Source organism: Arthrobacter sp. TJ-254, assembly GCF_058269175.1.
In genome coordinates, this window is record NZ_JBZCNF010000005.1 from 11,997 (window position 1) to 30,881 (window position 18,885).

Consider the following 18,885-nt stretch of genomic DNA (forward strand, 5'->3'; position numbering starts at 1 on the left):
GGCAGGGGAGATCAGTCACGCTGGTTCCGCCCCGTCGTAGCGTCGTCCGCACGGCCCGGAACTGCCTCTTCACCCTGCCCCAACTGGTCAGGAAGCCCCTGGACGATCCCATCCTGACGCACGGCGTGGTCGTCGGCGTGGGAGGGGAAGTTGAACGAAGCTCCGGAGGCTGCAGATGGTTCGGGCCAGCGGGAGGTGACGACCTTGCCGCGGGTGTAGAAGGAGACACCCTCAGGCCCGTAGATGTGCTTGTCGCCGAACAGTGAGGCCTTCCAGCCACCGAAGGAGTGGTAGGCGACGGGCACGGGCAGGGGTACGTTGATGCCGATCATGCCCACGGTTACGGAGCGCTGGAAGGTGCGGGCGTGGGCGCCCGACGAGGTGAAGATCGCGGTGCCATTGCCGTAGGGATTCGCGTTGATGAGCTTGATGCCGTTGTCCAGGCTGTCGACCCGGACCACGACGAGGACGGGGCCGAAGATCTCCTCGGTGTACGCGGTCATCCCGGTCTTCACATGGTCGATCACGGTGGGTCCGACCCAGAAGCCTTCTTCGTGGCCGGGGACGACGAGGTCGCGCCCGTCGACCACCATGGCCGCGCCGGCTGCTTCTGCTTCGGTGACGATCGTCTTGATCCGGTCCCTGGAGGCGGGCGTGATCACCGGGCCCATCTCCGAATCGGAGGCGGTGCCGTTGCCGACCTTCACGGCCAGAGCGCGCTCCTCGACGTTCTTCACGAGCAGGTCGGCGGCATCGCCGACGGCCACGGCGACCGAGATGGCCATGCAGCGCTCACCGGCGGAACCGAAGGCAGCTGCAGCCAGGTGGTCGGCCGCGTTCTCGAGGTCGGCGTCGGGCATGATGATGGCGTGGTTCTTCGCGCCGCCCAGCGCCTGGACCCGTTTGCCGTGCGCGGTCGCGGTCTCATGGACGTACTTCGCGATGGGCGTGGAGCCGACGAACGAGATGCCGTCCACATCGGGGTGGGTCAGCAGCCCGGTGACTGTTTCCTTGTCCCCGTGCAGCACCTGGAAGACGCCGTCGGGCAGGCCTGCGTCCTTCCAGAGCTTGGCCAGGAGCATGGACGCGGAAGGGTCCCGCTCCGAAGGCTTGAGGATGAAGGCGTTACCGGTGGCAATGGCCATGGGTGCCATCCACAGGGGCACCATGACCGGGAAATTGAACGGCGTGATACCCGCGACGACGCCGAGGGGTTCACGGAAGGAGAAGACGTCGATGCCGGTGGAGACCTGGTCCGAGTAGTCACCCTTGAGCAGTTGCGGGATGCCGCAGGCGAACTCGACGACCTCGAGGCCGCGGCCGATCTCACCCTTGGCATCCGAGAGGACCTTGCCGTGCTCGGCGGTGATCAGCTGGGCCAGTTCGTCGACGTGGGATGAGACGAGTTCGCGGAACTTGAACAGCACCGCGGTGCGCTTCGCCAGGGAGATGTCACCCCAGGTGTCTGCAGCCTTACGAGCGGAGGCGACAGTGGCGTCCAGGTCTTCCCGGTTGGCGAGCCGCAGCTCACCGCTGACCGCTCCGGTGGCCGGGTTGTAGACGGAGGCGGTGCGGTTGCCGGATCCGGCCGCTTCGGCGCCGTTGATGAAGTGGTTGATGGTGTTCATAATGAGTTTTCCTCGTCTCAGCCCAACAACGGGCGCTGGCGGGCTTTGTGGTTTGAGTAGGTGGTGTAGGCGGACTGCGTCGAGTCGAGGTCGGCCACCCCTGTCACGGGGACGTCCCACCAGGATTCCGATGACGGAGCGTCGAGCAGCGGATCGGATTCGATATGGATGAGAATGGGCCCTCCATCTTCGGGAGCGGATCGCGCCCGGCGGACCGCATCCTCCAGATCGGCAATCACGGTGTCGCCAGGCGGGACCCGGAACACCGTGACACCCAGGCTCTCGGCGTTCATGGCGAGGTCGATGGGCAGCCGTTCGCCCTCGTCGAAGCTGTGGGCTTCGACGTCGAGGAAGCGGTACTGCGTGCCGTAGCGCTGGGAGCCCAGCGATTCGGACAGCGCCCCGATGGAGGCGTAGCCGTGGTTCTGGATGAGCACCACGATGAGCTTGATCCGCTCGGCGACCGCGGTGACCAGTTCGGTGTGCATCATCAGATATGAACCGTCCCCGACCATGACGACGACGTCCCGCTGCGCTCCGCCCGCCGCACGTTCGGCGAGTGTTGCCCGCTTCACGCCCAGGCCGCCCGCGATTTCGTAGCCCATGCAGGAGAACGCGTACTCGACGTGGTAGCCATGGGTGTCCTTGATGCGCCACATCTTGTGGAGGTCACCGGGAAGGGAACCCGCGGCACAGACGACGACGTCCTTTCCGCCCATGGCGCGGTTGGTGGCGCCGATGATCTCGTTCTGCGAGGGCAGGGGCGTGTGGCGTGTGTCGAAGACCGCGTCGACGGTTTCGTTCCACCGCTGCTTCTCGGTCTCGACCTGCCCGAGTAAATCGGCTCCCACCCGGTACCCGCCGAGTGCCTGTGTCAGCTTGATCAGACCCTTCCGGGCGTCGGCGACGATCGGCAGGGAAGTGCCGTGCTTGTAAGCGTCGATTGGGGCTATGTTGATGTTCACGAACCGGACCGAGTTGTTCTGGAAGGCGGTGCGGGAGGCTGTGGTGAAGTCCTCGTATCGCGTACCGATGCCGATCACGAGATCGGCCTCTGCCGCAAAAGAGTTAGCAGCGGTCGTGCCGGTGGAACCGATGGCACCCAGGCACAATGGGTGGTCCCAGGGCATGGACCCTACACCTGCCTGGGTGTATCCCACGGGTATGCCGGTGGCCTCGGCGAAGGCACGCAGTTCCCCCGTAGCCAGCGAGTACAAAATCCCGCCGCCGGCGATGATGAGCGGGCGCCTGGCACCCGCGATGACGGATGCCGCACGGCGGATGTCCTCCTCCTCGGGCTCCGGCCGGCGGATCCGCCACTCGCGGTCCTCGAGGAACTCCAAGGGAACGTCGATCGCTTCGGCCTGGACGTCCTGGGGAAGGGCGATCGTCACAGCGCCCGTCTCGGCGGGGTCGGTGAGCACCCGCAGTCCGTTGAGCAGGGCCGAGTACAGCTGCTCCGGCCGGGACACGCGGTCGAAGTACTTCGACAGCGGCCGGAACGCGTCATTCACGGAGATGTCGTAGGCGTATGGCTGCTCCAGCTGCTGCAGGACCGGGTCCGCTGCACGGGTGGCGAACGTGTCGCTGGGAAGCAGCAGCACGGGCAGTCGGTTGGTCGTCGCTAGCGCGGCTCCGGTGAGCATGTTCGTGGATCCGGGTCCTACCGAGGCGCTGACCGCGAACGTCGCTCGACGCCGGGTGTGGCGGGCGTAGCCCACGGCCTGGTGCACCTGGGCCTGCTCATTACGGCCCTGGTAGTAGGGCATCCTGGACGGGTCGGCGGCCTGCGCCTGCTTCAGCGCCTGACCGATACCGGCTACATTGCCATGACCGAAGATGCCGAACATGCCGGGGATCAGGCGCTCATGGTAGTCCTCGCTACCCACCCGGTCCACGGTGTACTGGTGGCTGAGAAACTTGACGACGGCCTGCGCCACGCTCATCCTGTGTGTCTGCATCAGTTGGTTCCCCCCGTGCTGGTCGAACGCGTACCGGCGGGTGCGGCGAGAAGCGACGCCGCGGTCTGGACCGCGACCTCGACGTTGCCATCCGGCGGGTAGAGAAGGGTCCGGCCGACTGTCAGGCCCTGAACGCCAGGCAGACGCAGAGCGGCCTGCCAGCTGGCAAAGACCTCGTCGGGGGCTCCCGTCGGGTCCCCGCCGAGGAGGACGGTCGGCAGGGTAGTCGATGCCATGACCTTTTCCATGTCAGCCACGACGGGCAGTTTCATCCACGTGTAGGCGCTACTCGCGCCGAGGGCCTCGGCGATGACGACGGACTTGATCACGGCTTCCGCGCTCAGGTCGTTGCGGACACGGCCCTCGTCCCAGACCGAAAGGAAGGGCTCTACCATGGCGATGAGTTTCTGCTCGGCGAGGCTGTCGATAGCGCGCGCCGTCGCCTCGAGGACCGATGCCGTCGCAGGGTCCCCCAGGCAGATCCGTGTCAGCATCTTCCCGCCGCTGGCCCCGAGGGCTTTCAGCGCAGCAGCGGTATGACCGGTGAAGCGGTCGTCGATCTCGTTGACGAGACCTGAGAGGCCTCCGCGGTTCATCGACCCGAAGATCAGCTTGCCTTCCAGGGCGCCGAGGAGCAGCAGGTCGTCGAGGATGTCGGGAGACGCCAAGACGCCGTCCACGGCGGGATTCGCCAGAGCGATGAGGAGCCGGTCGAGCAGCTCCCGGCGGTCTCCCATCGCGGTCACGTCGCCCCGGACGGAGAGCGCACCGCGGGCGGGGTGATCGGCGGCGAGGATGAAGTTCTGCGACCCCGCGGCGAGGCCCGGGTGAGGCCTGCGGGCAGCAGCGGCACGAGCCACGGCTTCGGGGTCCTCGAGCCGGATCGCTGTCAGGTGCTGGTAGCGGGCCGGGTTGGCTGTATCGATGTCAGTCACAGGGAGACCTCTTCGGGTAAGGCGCGGCCGCGCTCGGCCAGCAGGGAGAATACCTCCGCGGACGTAGGCATTGCATCGGCGCAGGAGAGCCGTGAGGCGACGATGGCGCCGGCGGCGTTCGCGAAATCGAGGACCTGCTGCAGGGGCCAACGTGCGAGCAGACCGTGGCAGAAGGCTCCCCCGAAGGCATCGCCTGCACCGAGCCCGTTGAGGGTCTCTACGGGCACTGGAGCGGAGACCACGCGCTCGGTGGCCGTCTTCGCCATGACGCCATCAGGACCGAGCTTGACAACGGCGATCCTGACACCGGCGGCGAGCAGACGGTCGGCCTGCTCATCGGGCGTACCCGCTCCGACAGCGACCGAGCATTCCTGGTCGTTGCCGATAGCAATGGTCACGTGACGGAGGACCTTCTGGACCTGCTCCCGGGCCTCCTCCTCGGAAGCCCAGAACATGGGCCGGTAGTCGAGGTCGAGGATCGTGTGCTGTCCGTCGCGCAACTGTTCAACGGGCCGGGTCTCGAAAGCCGCGAAATGGGCGCTCCTGCTCGGATCCTGCGAGAGCCCGGTGACGGTGGACCAGTAGACCTGTGCGTCACGGACGGCACCAAACGGCACCTCCGCGGCGTCGATCTGAAGATCCGGTGCCGTCGGCGTGCGGTAAAAGTACAGCGGGAAGTCGTTCGGCGGCTTGATCGCGCAGAACGTCACCGGGGTGGGCAGGGTTTGAACCGGGGTCACGTAACGGTCATCCACACCGAACCGCTGGAGCTGCTGGTGGAGGTAGTTGCCGAATGGGTCCTCCCCGGTGCGTGTGATCAACGCTGCGCGACGCCCGTGCGTCGCGGCCGCCACCGCGACGTTGGAGGGCGATCCGCCCAGATACTTGCCGAAGGAGGTAACCTCCTCCAGATCCACACCGATGTCGTTCGGATAGATATCAACGCTGATGCGTCCGATCGTCAATACTTCGTGAGTCTCCATCAACCCTGACCTTTCATTTCTCTACGTCGTGGCGAACGCCGAGACACGTCACCCTCGGTTTGTTAGAACATTGAAGTTTTGGTGCGGGCTCGTTGCTCAGTGGCTGGGAACGGCGAGTTCACCGTTCATGTACTGACTGCGTCCAAAGCCGAACGACCAATCCCCTGGCCCGTTTTCCACGTAGCCGATGAAAACGTTGGCACCTTCGACGCCCACTTCTTCGAGTGCCTCCGCGATGCGGGCGAACAGGGCGGTTTTGGCCTCCTGGGAGCGGCCCCGCTGCGTGAAGATCTGGATCATCACCACATCATCCGTACGTTCGAAGCCGAGCCCCGCGTCCTGCGCGCGGATTTCACCCTCGCCGTGTTGGGTGACGATGTGGAATAGGTCGCGTTCCGGAATACGGTACTCCGCGAGGATTGCCTGATGTATGGCGTCGCTGATCTGGCGACGCTGCTCGGCTGTTCTACCGTGATTGACATCGATACGGACGAGTGGCACTGTTCCTCCTTGAAAAGTTTGTCCTAACATACTCTCCAACTGCGACGAGTACAACAACCTTCGGAAGCGGGAGTCGACGCCGCGTACTCGTCCGGGCGCCGATAAGGTACGGAGGAACCTCGCACTGACATCGGAGCAGTCAGTACAGGGGCAATAACGATGCGCTTCGTCCTGGAAGGGCGCGGCTCACCTTCCATCCAGCCCTCTGGGCCCCAACCTGTTCCCATCACCCCGATTCCACCCAGACGAGAGGAACGATTTGTTACTCCATGGAAGCTCCGAAGGAGACTCGGCATGACCGGTTGGCGGATCAGGGACTTCCACTTGGCGGACCTGGGGTTGAGGAGATCGCTTCCCACCGGTCCGGCGAGCCGCCCTCGCCCCTGCAGGGTGTCACGAACGAACTCCTCAAGATCATCCCAGCCGTCCGAGAGCAGCCCGGGGGCTGCTGGTATGTGCCACCAATTTCATCCGAGCCTTGGACACGGCGTTCTTACGGCACGGCCGATCCGACTGGCCACATGAACTTCGGGGTCCTTGCAGCAACTGCGGGTCTGGCAGTCCTGCTGCCCGTGCTGCCCTTCGCGCTCGAGATGCTGGCGCTACGCCGCATGACCGCCACATCCTTCGGAACCCTCATGTTGCTGGAGCCTGCCATGGGGCTCCTGCTCGGACTGATCGTTCATCATCAGCAGCCCTCCCCCATCCAGTTCGTAGGGATCCTGCTGGTCGTCCTTGCCGGCGTGGCAGCCCAGAGCGGAGGCCGCCGAACCCCATCCTTCGAACCAGCACGCAGCACACCCGAACTCGGCCCCACCCCCTAGGCATGTACCACACAGGACCTGCCACGCGTCCTGCACCCCGCCCGCATCTCACTTCCCGGAGTCATCACATGTTCACTGGGCTCAGCGCCTTTCCCCTCACACCCCTTCACCAGGACGCCCTCGACGAAGAATCCTTTGCCCGTCTGGTCGACCGACTCGCGGCGGCCGAGGTTGATTCGATCACGGCACTCGGATCGACCGGGTCCTACGCATATCTCACCACCGGGGAACGACACCGCGTCTCCGAACTAACTGTTAAGCATGCCGCCGGGATCCCGGTCTTCGTCGGCATCGGAGCATTACGGACCTCCCACGTCCTGGCCAACGCGGTTAACGCGGAGAAGGCCGGCGCATCAGGCCTGCTGTTGGCGCCGATGACGTACCAGCCGCTCACCCCTGACGATGTGTTCGAGCTGTTCCGGACCGTCACCGAACACTCGTCGCTGCCCGTCATCGTGTATGACAACCCCGGCACCACGCACTTCACGTTCACCCCTGAGCTCTACGGTCGCATCGCCGAGCTGCCCGGCATCGCATCCCTCAAGATCCCTGCCGTACCGGCGGACCCCGGGCAGGCACAGGCCCACATCGAGAGCATCAGGGCTGTCCTCCCCGACCACGTGAGCATCGGCATCTCCGGGGACGCCAGCGCTGTTGCCGGTCTGGCCGCCGGATGCGACACCTGGTACTCGGTCATCGGCGGGACCCTGCCGGTCCTCGCCTCCAGAATCACCCGGGCAGCCCGGGAGGGGCGGATGTCCGACGCCGCAGCCCAATCGCACCGGCTCGCCCCCTTGTGGGAACTGTTCACCGAGTTCGGAGGAAGCATCAGGGTCGTGGCCGCCATCGCAGAACATTTGGGGCTGGTGCCCACCGCGAGCCTGCCACTACCCATTCAGGGACTGACCGAGGATCAGCGTCACCGGGTCGCCGGGGTCATTGATGAGCTCGGCCTTGACCAGTAGGCACGGGCCTGCCGCCCCGGGTAAGACGGGTGATGAGATGAGTCAGCGACGCGGCGCGCTTAGCCGGTACGTCTTCGCCGCGACGCTGGTACGCAGCGCCGACGGCGGTGCGGTCGTCGCCATCGTGCTCCTGGCGCATGCTGTCGGTCTGCCGGGCTGGGTCGCCGGGCTCCTCGGTGCGTCCATCACCGCACCCCATCTCCTCGGGCCCTTTATCGCCCGCCGCCTGGACACCGCCCGGGACGGACGCAAAGTCATTGCCGTGTCCGCGGTCCTCCATGGGGTCCTGCTCGGTGCCGCAGCACTGCTCATGCCGATCACCTGGGCGCTCTGGCCCGCCCTCCTGCTGTTCGTCTCCGGGGTCTTCGGGCCGATGCTCACCGGCGGCGTCAGCAGCCGCCTGCCCTCCATCGCCGGACCCGATCAACGCGCCCAGCGCCGTGCTCAGAGCTGGGACGTGGCCACGTACGGTTTCAGCGGCACGCTCGGACCGGCCGCGGTGGCATGGATCGCGGCAGTAGCGCACCCCTTGACCGCAACCCTTGTCCTGGCCGCAGCAGCCATCCTCGGCGCGGCGGCAGTGCTCGCACTCCCCCGCCAGGAAGCACCCGACCCGGCGATCAATGTTCCGTCGCCCATTCAGACTCTGGCGAGTATCTGGCGGCACGGCCCACTCCGGCGCACCCTGGGTCTGACCGTCACGGTCGCGTTCTCGGTCGCGGCGCTACCGATTTACGCGGTCACGGTCGCCCCCGCGATGGGCGGCGCGTCAGTGGCCGGCCTGCTGGTTGCCGCGTACGGCGTCGGTAACCTGCTGGGATCAGCGGGCCTGATGCTCCGACCGCTGCGCGGTGACGCCGATCGGCTGATGACGTCCCTGTCTGTTCTCGTCGCGGTAACGTTGATCCTGGTCGTCCTCGGCCCGAACCTTCCGGTATCGCTGGTCGCGTTTGGTCTGGCCGGAATCGCGAACGCGTTGTTCTTCGCAGCGACGTTGGCGGCTCGCAGTGAGTATGCGCCTCGCGCCGCGCGCGGCCAGGTGTTCATCTGGGTGGGAGCCCTTAAAATCGCGGCGGGGTCAGCCGGTACCGCAGTCGCCGGCGCGACCATAGGTTTTGCCAGCTGGTCAGCGCTCGTTTTCGCGACAGTGTTCACCGTCCTGGCCGGTGCCGCCAGTGCCGTTGGGCGGGCCCGTGGTCGTTCACCCCGATCCGGTTAGTCGATTTCTGCGCCGGCGCAGAAAGCTCAAGCGCCTGAGAATCGAGACGATGCCAGGCAAGGAACGGTCGCCCACACAGGGCAATCACGATGATGAGTGGTGGCGTTTTGCTGCGTTAGGTGGCGGTGGCGCACTTGGTGCGTGCCTTCTGCCCGGGTCAGGACGCGCCGGTCGCCGTCGGCATGCTGAGATAGCGGTACACCGTGGCCCGGCTGGCCCCAGTGATCTTCCCGATATCAGCCTTTGCGCACCACCGCCGCGCATCTAAACTCCTGCATCCTCAGTGGTATGCCCATTCATCCCGAGCACAGGTATGAAGCCCGCTTCGTCGCGGTAGAGTATCCGCGAATGCGGCACTTGCCGTACTCACTGCGTTGTGGCGCTACAGCTCTTTCGGAATCCGCTCTCGACGCCGGCGCCTTAGGTGGTAGGTGATCATGGACCACAGCATGAAACACGACTTACCGCTTGTTCACCGGTTGGTCGGCTCAATCATGACGCCGGTACGGCTGGACGAAGGGCACGACGTCACGGTGGCGTCCCGGCGTGGCCAGCGCTCCGGGAGGTACCCTGCCATGAACGCAGTGCGTGGCTCTCCTCAACTTCGGCGGTGGGAGGTCAGAGGTAGGTGGAGCCGGAGAGGATAACTTCGGCCCGTCCTCCAACCCACTGTTTGCCGTCGTCGGTGCTGATGTGGATTCGGCTTTGTCGGCCCATTGCGGTTCCCTGGGCGGCAACATAGTTAGCTGGGGCGCGGCCCGAGGCGATGAGCCATTCGGCCGCCGCTGCGTTCAGGCTCCCTGTCACAGGGTCCTCCCGCAGGGGCTCGGCGCCTTCGGTGAAGAACGTTCTGAGCTCGAACGCGGCTTCGAAGCCTTGTTCGTGAGGTCCGATGACGCCGATGTCCCAGCGGCCGGGAAATGCTGACGCGTCAGGGCGCAGGCTGAGGACTGTGTGCGCGCTGTCGAGGAGTAGCCCTACCCATCCTGGTCCGTTGTCGAGCCATTCGGCAGCGGTGACGCGCCGCCGGTCGACCCCAAAAATCTTAATCAGGGCAGTCAGGGTCTGACCATCAGCTGGGCCTGATCGCTGCCTCAGCGGCGCGGTGAAGGCGAGCCGTTCGCCATCAATGCGCACAGGCACCCGGCCTGCGCCGCATTACTGCATTACTGCATTACGACGCATGCAGTCTTCGGGATGCCCCCGGCGTCCCGCCAGGCGCACGTGGTGCCCAGAGTAGGATGCCCGGTGAAGGGCAGTCCGATACTGAGGCTGAAAATGCGCACGCGGTAGTCCGCCCTTGGAGCCTCTGGCCGCAGCACAAAGGTGCATTCCGACAGATTTGACCACACCGAGAACCGGCACAGCGTTTCGTCATCGAGTCCCTCCACCTCCAGCAACACGGCCACCGGGTTACCCAAGCACGACTCACTACCGAACACATCAACCTGTCGAAACGCACGATTCATAAATCGAGCTATATACATTCCACCGCAGTGCAGTCGCTGTCCCTCGCATCCCTCCTAGTCCCACGGTCGTTTGTTCATAATCGGGGTCCATGAAACGGCAGGTGAAGATCCACTTGCGGATAAGAATTCACCGTTTGTCTGGGGGGGGTAGCTACCGGGCTAGGGTGGGTGCATGGATCCAGCGACCGCGGTGATGCAATTTCTGATGACGAAGGAAAACGCAGGGTTGGTGATGGACTTCGACGGTGTTCTCTCCCGAATCACCGACGACCCGGATGCTAGCGAGCTGCTGCCCGGTACCGAAAACATCTTGGCGAGCCTGGCGACCAAGCTTTCTATCGTCGCCCTCCTCTCGGGACGGCCGGCCAGCTTCCTCGCTGACCGGGCCGCCATTCCAGGAGTGGACCTCTATGGTTCCTACGGTCTTGAACACCTCACCGGCAACGGCATCGAAGCCCTTCCGGAAGCCCAGCGGTGGATGAGCGCCGTTCAGCAAGCCACCAAGCTTTTGCACCGGGAGCTGGACGATGTCGACGGTATATACGTCGAGGACAAGTCCCTCGCCGTCGCCGTCCACTGGCGGCGCGCACCCGACCCTGACGGCGTGACGATGCTTATCGCTCCGCTCATCCGGGAAGTGATGGAGATTCACGGATTGCGCCGGGAGCCAGGGAAGTTCGTGGAGGAACTCCGGATGCCTTTAGATCAGGACAAGGGCACCGCTCTTCGAAGAATCATCAGCACAAGCAATCTTCAGGCGGTCGCGTATGCGGGTGATGACCGTGGTGACCTGCCGGCCTTCGAAGCGGCAATAGCCGCCGGCGGTCACACACTGGTCATCAACGGCCCTGACATCGCCCCGGAAGTGAGCAGAATATCTGGCGCCCACTTCGATGGACCCGAGCAGTTCCAGTCCTGGCTGCAGCAGCTGAACGACGCCATGCGCTAACCAGACGCGTTGCGGTAAGGGATCGGCTTAGGGAACGGGAGGCAGTGGGTGACGGGTGTGCTGATGAGGAGTCGGGCGCGTTAGCTGCAGGCGAACCGGGGAACCGGAATTGCGAGTGATCTTCCCGAACTTCAGAGCTCCGGCGACATGGTGAATCGAGAGACCTGCGTGACGGTTTACGGAAGCGGCCCACTGCTCGAACGGGTTTGTCTGAACACTTTTAGCCGATTCTTTATGGAACCTGGGGCTTAGAGCTGATCTGCGACGGCTGGGTCCAGCCCGCCGTTGTCACAACTCGCGGCCCAGTGTCATTGCCTGCGGTAGGTCTGGATCACCTGGGAGTCATCCCTCATCTCCCAGCCGGCCTCTTTGGCTGCCCGGTATTTCGCCTGTGCTGCTGTGATCATCGGTGCGTCGAATTCGATGTCGTCGGCGATCTCCTTCACCAAGGTGGAGTCTTTCACGAAGATGCCGATTGTGCTTGTCACCTCAGCTTCAAGGCCTTGCAACATGCGCGGGCCACGGTCGGAGAGCATCCACGATCCCCCCGCGCCGCCGGAAACGGCAGAAAGCACCTTCTTTGGATCCAGGCCCAGTTCCTCTGAGAGGGCTAGTGCTTCGGCCGCCGCTGCGATGTGCACTGAGCACAGCAGCTGGTTGACCGCCTTGTACGACTGGCCCTGGCCAACCTCCGAACCGCAGTCGATGATTGTTCCCAGCGCTTCGAGGACCGGCCATACGTCCTCGATCGCTGTCGGGGAACCCGAGGCGAACATTATGAGTTCCCCGCTGACGGCCCGGGCGACGCCCCCGGTGACGGGGACGTCGAGCATGCGCACGGCCGGCGGGGCTTCCTTAGCCACCTCGCGTACCGCGCGGGGTCCGACGGTGCTCATCACTACCAGGACGCTACCGTCCTGCATGTGTTGGAGGACTCCGTGCTCGCCCAGTGTCGCCGCTCGTAGTTGCTCTGGTGTGGCTACCATGCATATGACGACATCCGCATCCGCCGCGGACGTCGGTGTCTGTTCGGCGCGCAGTCCTCGCCCGGTCGCCTTCTCCCGTTGGTCGGCGAACGGGTCGACGCCGGTGACGTCGAATCCCGCTCCGAGGAGTTGCTCTGCCATCGGCAGGCCGATGGCACCGATACCGATAAAGGTGATGCGGCGTGGTGGAACAGGTGACATGACGCTTTCCTGACGGTGTCTGGGACTGGTGCTGGTATCAGAGGAAAAGCTCGAGCAGGAGGCACACGGCCAGCCCAATGACGGCGAAGGTGGACTGCGCCAGGGTGTAGATCTTGAACGTTCCCTTGGTCGTGAATCCAAGCATTTGCTTGAAGATCCAGAACGTGTTGTCGGTGACGTGCGCCCCGAACGCCGCGCCGGTACCGGCGGCCAACCAGATCAGAATCGGTAGGGCATCGATTGAGCCCAGAATGGGGGCAAGCAAGGTAGCTGCGGTGATCGCGGCTACCGATGCCGATCCCTGAGCGATGCGCAGGACCGCGGCCACGGTCCAGGTGAGCAGGATCGGTATCGCGGCGTTGGCCTCGAACAGGGCTGCCAGCATGTTGCCGACACCAACCTCGGTGATCACCTGCCCCAGGGACCCGGCAACGCCGGTGAAAAGGAGGATCGAACCAGAGGTCTGGGCGCCTCGGGTGAGCAGGTCATCAATGCCATCACGCTTGACCACGGGAATCGCGAAGGCGATGCCGACGATCAGGCCGATGAGTAGGGCAACGACGGGGCTGCCGAGGAAACCGAGTACGGCGATTTCCTGACCCAGCAGGCCTGTGATGGTGTCCAGGATGATGAGCATGATCGGCACGATGACGGGAAGCATCGCGATGACCAACGGCAGCTGGCGGGCTGGTGTGGTCAGGACTACTGGGCCCGCCGAGCTGCCGGCGACCTCGGTGGTGCCCTTCGTGGTGAGACCAGTCTCGCGCTGAACTTCGAGGCGGGCGCGCTCCTGCTCGATCGATTCTCCGAAAATGGAGTCGTCGAAATTGGGGTCCCGGTCCGTCGCCGGATTGAACATCCTCCGCATCATCTGATCGTGCACAAAGATGCTGGAGATGATGAAGAAGATGCCCAACGGGACGCCCCACAGCAACATCGTGCCAATCTCGACGCCGAGAGGTCCGGCGACTGCGATCGCCGCAACGCCGGGAACGACGATGAGTAGGCCGACCTCTAGACCGATTGCCAGCGAGCCGGCCAGGGTCGCGATGCTCTTGCCGGTTCGCTTGGCGATAGCGCCGGCGATCGGCGCAAGGATCACTAGGGCGACGTCGAAGTAGATCGACGGGAAGATGATGCCCGAAGTGAGGCCCAAGACGTAGGGCGACCGCTTCGGTCCGACGAGTTTCAGCAGGCCGTCGACGACGCGCTGCATCGTGCCGGTCGCCGACAGCGTGGTGCCTATCATTACGCCGAAGCCGATGATCAGGCCCACTTCTGCCATGAGATTTCCGAAACCGACATTGACGGCTGCTACTGACTCGTCAAAGCCGAGCCCGGCCGCAACACCGAGATACAGCGCGCCGACGACAAGAGCGACGACGGGATTGATCTTCACCCAGACGATCATCAGTACGATACCGATGACCGCGACAGCGAGATGGACCAGGACGATCGTGTCCATATCTTCTCCATTACAGGTAGCGCCGGATGTGCCGGCGGACGTTGGTCGGGCAGGGCAGGGAGCGGCCGCTCAGGCGACAGGGTCCTCAGCGGGTGAAAGCTAAGCCTGTTCTGCGCCTTCTCGTCCGGAGCCCCTGTGCTCATTGAGACGATCGGCCAGCGGGAAACACTTGGCGATGGAACCCGACCTGTGGATAAGAAGGAGTGCCCATCCGTGGTCCAGTCATATTCCTAAACGGCTGGGATTGCACGTTGACCGTTGACAGTTAACGATCTGCTTCGTGAAGTGTGTCACATCATCCGTCGGTGATGCAAGAGTGTGCGACAATCCCTTCAACACCTCCTCTCAACCCGGATCGGTGCCCCGTTTGAGTATTTCCGCAGAGATGTTGCGAATGGACCTAGGTTTAGCTACGCCCGATCCATGGAGCTGTCAATGTGGGAGCACAGACCGGTTACGACGAAACTGAGTGCCCCAGATGGCGCGTTGATCCATCGCCGGAGCATCCATGAGGACGATTATCAGGGACACTGTTCGGCGTAGATCCCCACCGGCGGCGGTCCAACGTGGCGTCGGTGTTAGTTGAGTTGTTCCCTGACGGCGTGGTAAATCGCGAGATGGCCTGCGCTGTCAGGATGTAGTCCATCCATAAGCTGATCCAGGTGATCGTCGAACTGGTTCCACAGATGTACCCGCGGTACGGCCAGTTCTTTGCATACGTCAGCCAGGCGCGTCTCGAGTTCCAGTGCCGAACTGTAGTCGAAGTAGGCTCCCAGGAGCGGCATTGTGCGGGATGTGTCCGGGCTGATCAGTCCGATCGTCTGCACCTCGCTACCCAGTGATCTGATGTCTTCAATATTGGCAGTGAAGAGCTCGACGCACTGGTCCATGGGCATAGGTAACGGCCCGGACCGCGACCCTATCCGCCTTGTGTCATTGATGCCGTAAGCCAACAGCACAAGGTCGGGGTTTCGAAGGGGAACTTCCAGCTGAATGATTCTGCGCACTTCAGCCGACCCGATGCCAGGTATCGACAGATTGTAGTAGTGGTTGTTTTCAGGGTCCTCAAGAAAGTGCTCCCGCTGCAGCAGTCCGCTCCAGCCCACACTTCGTTCGACTCCATAGCCGTAAGCGATACTGTCTCCGACCAGGACGATTTGCTGAGCCCGCATGTCAGCCATCATCCGTTGCTGCTCGGACTGGACCTTCAAAGGGTGGCAGGTCTTGAGGTGATACTTCAACTCCTTCATTGATCCATGCATGATTCCACACGGAATTCTGACTACCCATCCGTGGTCCGAGGCAACTGTTCCTGCTGCTCGTAAGGGGTCATCCACCCTCCGGTGTGATTTCGAGGAGGAGGTCTCCGCCTTCGACCTGCCGGGCGCCTTGGGCCGAAACCCGCTTGACGGTGCCGGCGACCGGTGTGGTGATGTTCGCTTCCATCTTCATCGCCTCGATGGTTGCCACTGTGTCGCCTGCACCGACCGCGGCGCCTTCCTCAACGGTGACCGTCACGGCGCCCGCAAAGGGAGCGGCAATGTGGCCGGTGTTGGAAGGGTCGGCCTTCTCGGCGGCCTTGACGTCGCTGGCGATGCTGCGGTCGCGCACGGGCACCGGGCGCATCTGCCCGTTGAGGGTGCACATGACTGTGCGCACACCTTTTTCGTCGGCGTCGGAGGCGGCCTCGAGGGTGGCGATGAGCCGAACGCCCTTCTCGAGCTCAATGACGTGCTCCCCGCCCTGCTGGAGCCCGTAGAGGTAGTCGGCGGTGCTCAGCACCGAGACATCCCCGTAGGTTTCGCGGATCCTGGTGAACTCGGCGGCCGGGCCGGCGAACAGCAGCCGGTTGAGGGTGGCACGGCGCTGGGCGGAGTCCCCGGCGAGGCGTTCCTCGTCCGCGGCGTCGAGGTCGACGGTCCGCGGCTTGACGGCCCTGCCCTGCAGGGCCTTGGTGCGGAAGGGCTCGGGCCAGCCCCCGGGCGGGTCACCGAGTTCCCCGTTGAGGAAGCCGATGACCGAGTCGGGGATGTCGTAGTTCTGCGGGTTGGCTTCAAACTCGGCCGGATCCGCGTTGGAGCCCACGAGCTGGAGCGCCAGGTCCCCGACCACCTTCGACGACGGAGTCACCTTCACCAGCCGGCCGAGAATCCGGTCGGCGGCCGTGTACATGTCCTCGATCGCCTCGAAGCGTTCCCCGAGCCCCAGGGCGATGGCCTGCTGTTTCAGGTTGGAGAGCTGCCCGCCGGGGATCTCATGCCGGTACACCCGCCCGGTCGGCCCGGGCAGCCCGGCTTCGAAGGGCGAGTATGTCCGACGCACCGCCTCCCAGTACGGCTCAAGCGAGCTGACCGCGTCGAGGTCGATCCCTGTGTCCCGGGGGGTGTGGGCGAGCGCGGCAACAAGGGCCGAGGCGGAGGGCTGGCTGGTGGTGCCCGCCAGCGGAGCGCTCGCGACGTCCACGGCGTCCACGCCGGCGTCGACGGCGGCAAGGAGCGTCGCGAGCTGCCCGCCGGCGGTGTCGTGCGTGTGGAGGTGCACCGGCAGGTCGAAGCGTTCCCGCAGGGCGGTGACGAGCTTCGCGGCCGCTGCAGGACGCAGCAGCCCCGCCATGTCCTTGATCGCGAGGATGTGCGCCCCCGCGTCGACCATCCGCTGCGCCAGCCTGAGGTAGTACTCAAGCGTGTAGAGCGTCTCCTTGGGATCGAGCATGTCGGCGGTGTAGCACAGGGCGACCTCGGCCACCGCTGTTCCGGTGGCCCGCACGGCCCGGATCGCCGGCTCCATCTGGGAGACGTCATTGAGCGCATCGAAGATCCGGAAGATGTCGATGCCCGAGGCTGCGGCCTCCTTCACGAAGGCCTCGGTCACCGCCTCAGGGTACGGGGTGTAGCCGACGGTATTGCGCCCGCGCAGCAGCATCTGCAGGCAGATATTGGGGATCTCGCGGCGCAGCGTATCGAGCCTGTCCCACGGGTCCTCGCCGAGGAAGCGCAGCCCGACGTCGTAGGTCGCCCCGCCCCAGGCCTCCACCGACAGCAGGCCCGGGGTGAGCCGGGACACCGGGGCACCGGCCGCTGCCAGGTCCCGGGTGCGCACCCGGGTCGCGAGCAGGGACTGGTGGGCGTCGCGGAAGGTCGTGTCGGTGACCGCGACGGCTTCCTGGGCGCGCAGGCGCGCGGCGAAGCCCTCGGGTCCGAGTTCCTGCAGGAGCTGGCGGGAGCCGGCCGGCAGCTCCTTGTCCTTGGCGTCGTCCGGGATGGTCGGGAGTTTTTCCCGCGGATCCAGGTGCGCGGGCCGCTCTCCGTGGGGCTTGTTCACCGTCACGTCGGCGAGCCAGCTCAGCAGCTTGGTGCCGCGGTCCGCCGGCACGCGCGCGGTGAGCAGTTCGGGGCGTTCATCGATGAAAGACGTCGCGACATTGCCGGCGATGAAGTCCGGGTCATCGAGCACCGCCTGAAGGAAGGAGATATTCGTGGAGACCCCGCGGACCCGGAACTCGGCAAGGGCCCGCCGGGCCCGGGTTACGGCCGTGGGGTAATCCCGTCCCCGGCAGGTGAGCTTGACCAGCATCGAGTCGAAGTGCGGGCTGATCTCGGCACCGGCGTAGACAGTTCCGCCGTCCAGGCGCACCCCTGCGCCGCCTGCCGAACGGTAGGCGGTGATCCTGCCGACGTCGGGCCGGAAACCGTTGGCCGGGTCCTCGGTGGTGATCCGCGACTGCAGTGCCGCCCCGCGCACGTACACGGTGTCCTGGCTCAGCCCGAGGTCGGCGAGAGTCTCCCCCGCGGCGATCCGGAGCTGGGACTGCACCAGGTCGACGTCGGTGACCTCCTCGGTGACCGTGTGCTCGACCTGGATGCGCGGGTTCATCTCGATGAACACGTGCTGGCCGGCCCGCTCCCCTACCGTATCGACGAGGAACTCCACGGTTCCGGCGTTCACATAGCCCAGGGCGGTGGCGAACTTCACGGCATCGCGGTGCAGCGCCTGCCGGATCGAATCGTCAAGGTTCGGAGCCGGGGCGATCTCGATGACCTTCTGGTGGCGCCGCTGCAGGGAGCAGTCACGCTCGAACAGGTGCATCACGTTGCCTTCGGCATCCGCGAGGATCTGCACTTCGATGTGCCGCGGGCGCAGCACCGCCTGCTCGAGGAACATTGTGGGATCCCCGAAAGCGGACTCGGCCTCACGCATTGCCGCCTCGAGGGCCGCGGGCAGCGCCTCCCGCGTATCGACCCTGCGCATCCCCCTGCCGCCGCCGCCGGCGACGGCCTTGGCGAAGACCGGGAACCCGATCTCGTCGGCGGCCGCCGTCAGCTCCGCGACGTCCGCGCTGGGCCGTGAGGACTTCAGGACCGGAATGCCTGCCTGCCGGGCGGCGTCAAGGGCCTTGACCTTGTTGCCGGCAAGTTCGAGCACGTCCGCCGGCGGTCCCACGAAGGTGATGCCCGCCTCGGCCGCCGCCCGCGCCAGCTCGGGGTTCTCGGAGAGGAACCCGTACCCGGGGTAGATGGCGTCACACCCTGATTCCTTCGCGACCCGAACCACCTCGGCGACGTCGAGGTACGCCCGCACCGGGTGTCCCTCCTCCCCGATCAGGTACGCTTCATCGGCCTTCTGCCGGTGGATCGAGTTGCGGTCCTCATACGGGAACACCGCAACGGTCTTCGCACCGGCCTCATGGCCTGCACGAAAAGCGCGGATGGCGATTTCACCGCGGTTTGCTACAAGAATCCTCGAGAACATGCCGTACTCCTTTGTTGATGCCGGTCTTCTGTGTCGGGGCCGACCGGCAG

14 protein-coding genes and 2 pseudogenes are annotated in these 18,885 nt (G+C 64.8%); 5 read left to right on the forward strand and 11 right to left on the reverse strand.

Annotated elements, in window-relative coordinates; genetic code table 11:
* Positions 1-137: 137 nt before the first annotated feature.
* The 5 genes and pseudogenes from AC4D14_RS14315 to AC4D14_RS14335 all read right to left on the reverse strand — a co-directional run.
* Positions 138-1,628 (reverse strand): annotated as a pseudogene (locus AC4D14_RS14315) (CoA-acylating methylmalonate-semialdehyde dehydrogenase); the annotation flags it as partial.
* A gap of 17 nt (positions 1,629-1,645) precedes the next feature.
* Entirely contained in the window at positions 1,646-3,574 is a 1,929-nt protein-coding gene (iolD, locus tag AC4D14_RS14320) for a 3D-(3,5/4)-trihydroxycyclohexane-1,2-dione acylhydrolase (decyclizing) (protein ID WP_490903687.1), read from the reverse strand.
* Between the two features lie 14 nt (positions 3,575-3,588).
* Positions 3,589-4,524, reverse strand: a complete 936-nt coding sequence (locus tag AC4D14_RS14325) for a Cgl0159 family (beta/alpha)8-fold protein (protein ID WP_490903332.1) — start codon at positions 4,522-4,524, stop codon at positions 3,589-3,591.
* A complete protein-coding gene (iolC, locus tag AC4D14_RS14330) occupies positions 4,521-5,507 on the reverse strand; it encodes a 5-dehydro-2-deoxygluconokinase (protein ID WP_490903333.1) in 987 nt (328 codons plus the stop codon). Before iolC ends, AC4D14_RS14325 begins: the two co-directional genes overlap by 4 nt.
* Positions 5,508-5,603: 96 nt before the next feature.
* Positions 5,604-6,008: a tautomerase family protein gene (locus tag AC4D14_RS14335; protein WP_490903334.1), complete on the reverse strand. Its 405-nt coding sequence runs from the start codon at positions 6,006-6,008 to the stop codon at positions 5,604-5,606.
* Between the two features lie 338 nt (positions 6,009-6,346).
* On the opposite strand from AC4D14_RS14335, the pseudogene AC4D14_RS14340 reads away from it, so the two are divergent.
* The 4 genes and pseudogenes from AC4D14_RS14340 to AC4D14_RS14355 form a co-directional block, all read left to right on the forward strand.
* Positions 6,347-6,525: pseudogene (locus tag AC4D14_RS14340) on the forward strand (P-loop NTPase family protein); the annotation flags it as partial.
* 4 nt (positions 6,526-6,529) lie between these two features.
* Positions 6,530-6,832: an EamA family transporter gene (locus tag AC4D14_RS14345; protein WP_490903335.1), complete on the forward strand. Its 303-nt coding sequence runs from the start codon at positions 6,530-6,532 to the stop codon at positions 6,830-6,832.
* Positions 6,833-6,900: 68 nt separating this feature from the next.
* The gene (locus AC4D14_RS14350) at positions 6,901-7,797 is read left to right on the forward strand and encodes a dihydrodipicolinate synthase family protein (RefSeq protein WP_490903688.1); all 897 of its coding nucleotides are present in this window, start codon (positions 6,901-6,903) and stop codon (positions 7,795-7,797) included.
* A 37-nt stretch (positions 7,798-7,834) separates the two neighbouring features.
* The gene (locus AC4D14_RS14355) at positions 7,835-9,016 is read left to right on the forward strand and encodes an MFS transporter (protein WP_490903336.1); all 1,182 of its coding nucleotides are present in this window, start codon (positions 7,835-7,837) and stop codon (positions 9,014-9,016) included.
* 618 nt (positions 9,017-9,634) lie between these two features.
* Here the strand turns inward: AC4D14_RS14355 and AC4D14_RS14360 are convergent.
* Both AC4D14_RS14360 and AC4D14_RS14365 read right to left on the reverse strand, forming a co-directional pair.
* Entirely contained in the window at positions 9,635-10,153 is a 519-nt protein-coding gene (locus AC4D14_RS14360; RefSeq protein WP_490903337.1) for a PhzF family phenazine biosynthesis protein, read from the reverse strand.
* 29 nt (positions 10,154-10,182) lie between these two features.
* Complete coding sequence (locus tag AC4D14_RS14365; protein WP_490903338.1) at positions 10,183-10,503, reverse strand: PhzF family phenazine biosynthesis protein; 321 nt, start codon at positions 10,501-10,503, stop codon at positions 10,183-10,185.
* A gap of 187 nt (positions 10,504-10,690) precedes the next feature.
* On the opposite strand from AC4D14_RS14365, the gene otsB reads away from it, so the two are divergent.
* Positions 10,691-11,434, forward strand: a complete 744-nt coding sequence (gene otsB / locus AC4D14_RS14370) for a trehalose-phosphatase (RefSeq protein WP_490903339.1) — start codon at positions 10,691-10,693, stop codon at positions 11,432-11,434.
* A 308-nt stretch (positions 11,435-11,742) separates the two neighbouring features.
* Here the strand turns inward: otsB and AC4D14_RS14375 are convergent, their stop codons facing one another.
* From AC4D14_RS14375 to AC4D14_RS14390, 4 genes are all read right to left on the reverse strand, one after another.
* Positions 11,743-12,621 carry an NAD(P)-dependent oxidoreductase gene (locus AC4D14_RS14375; protein ID WP_490903340.1) on the reverse strand — a complete coding sequence of 293 codons (879 nt, stop codon included), beginning with the start codon at positions 12,619-12,621 and terminating at the stop codon, positions 11,743-11,745.
* A gap of 37 nt (positions 12,622-12,658) precedes the next feature.
* Entirely contained in the window at positions 12,659-14,086 is a 1,428-nt protein-coding gene (locus AC4D14_RS14380; RefSeq protein ID WP_490903341.1) for a GntP family permease, read from the reverse strand.
* 578 nt (positions 14,087-14,664) lie between these two features.
* The gene (locus tag AC4D14_RS14385; RefSeq protein ID WP_490903342.1) at positions 14,665-15,336 is read right to left on the reverse strand and encodes an SGNH/GDSL hydrolase family protein; all 672 of its coding nucleotides are present in this window, start codon (positions 15,334-15,336) and stop codon (positions 14,665-14,667) included.
* 79 nt (positions 15,337-15,415) lie between these two features.
* Positions 15,416-18,835, reverse strand: coding sequence for a pyruvate carboxylase (locus AC4D14_RS14390; RefSeq protein ID WP_490903343.1), 3,420 nt, complete (start codon positions 18,833-18,835; stop codon positions 15,416-15,418).
* Between the last annotated feature and the right edge of the window lie 50 nt (positions 18,836-18,885).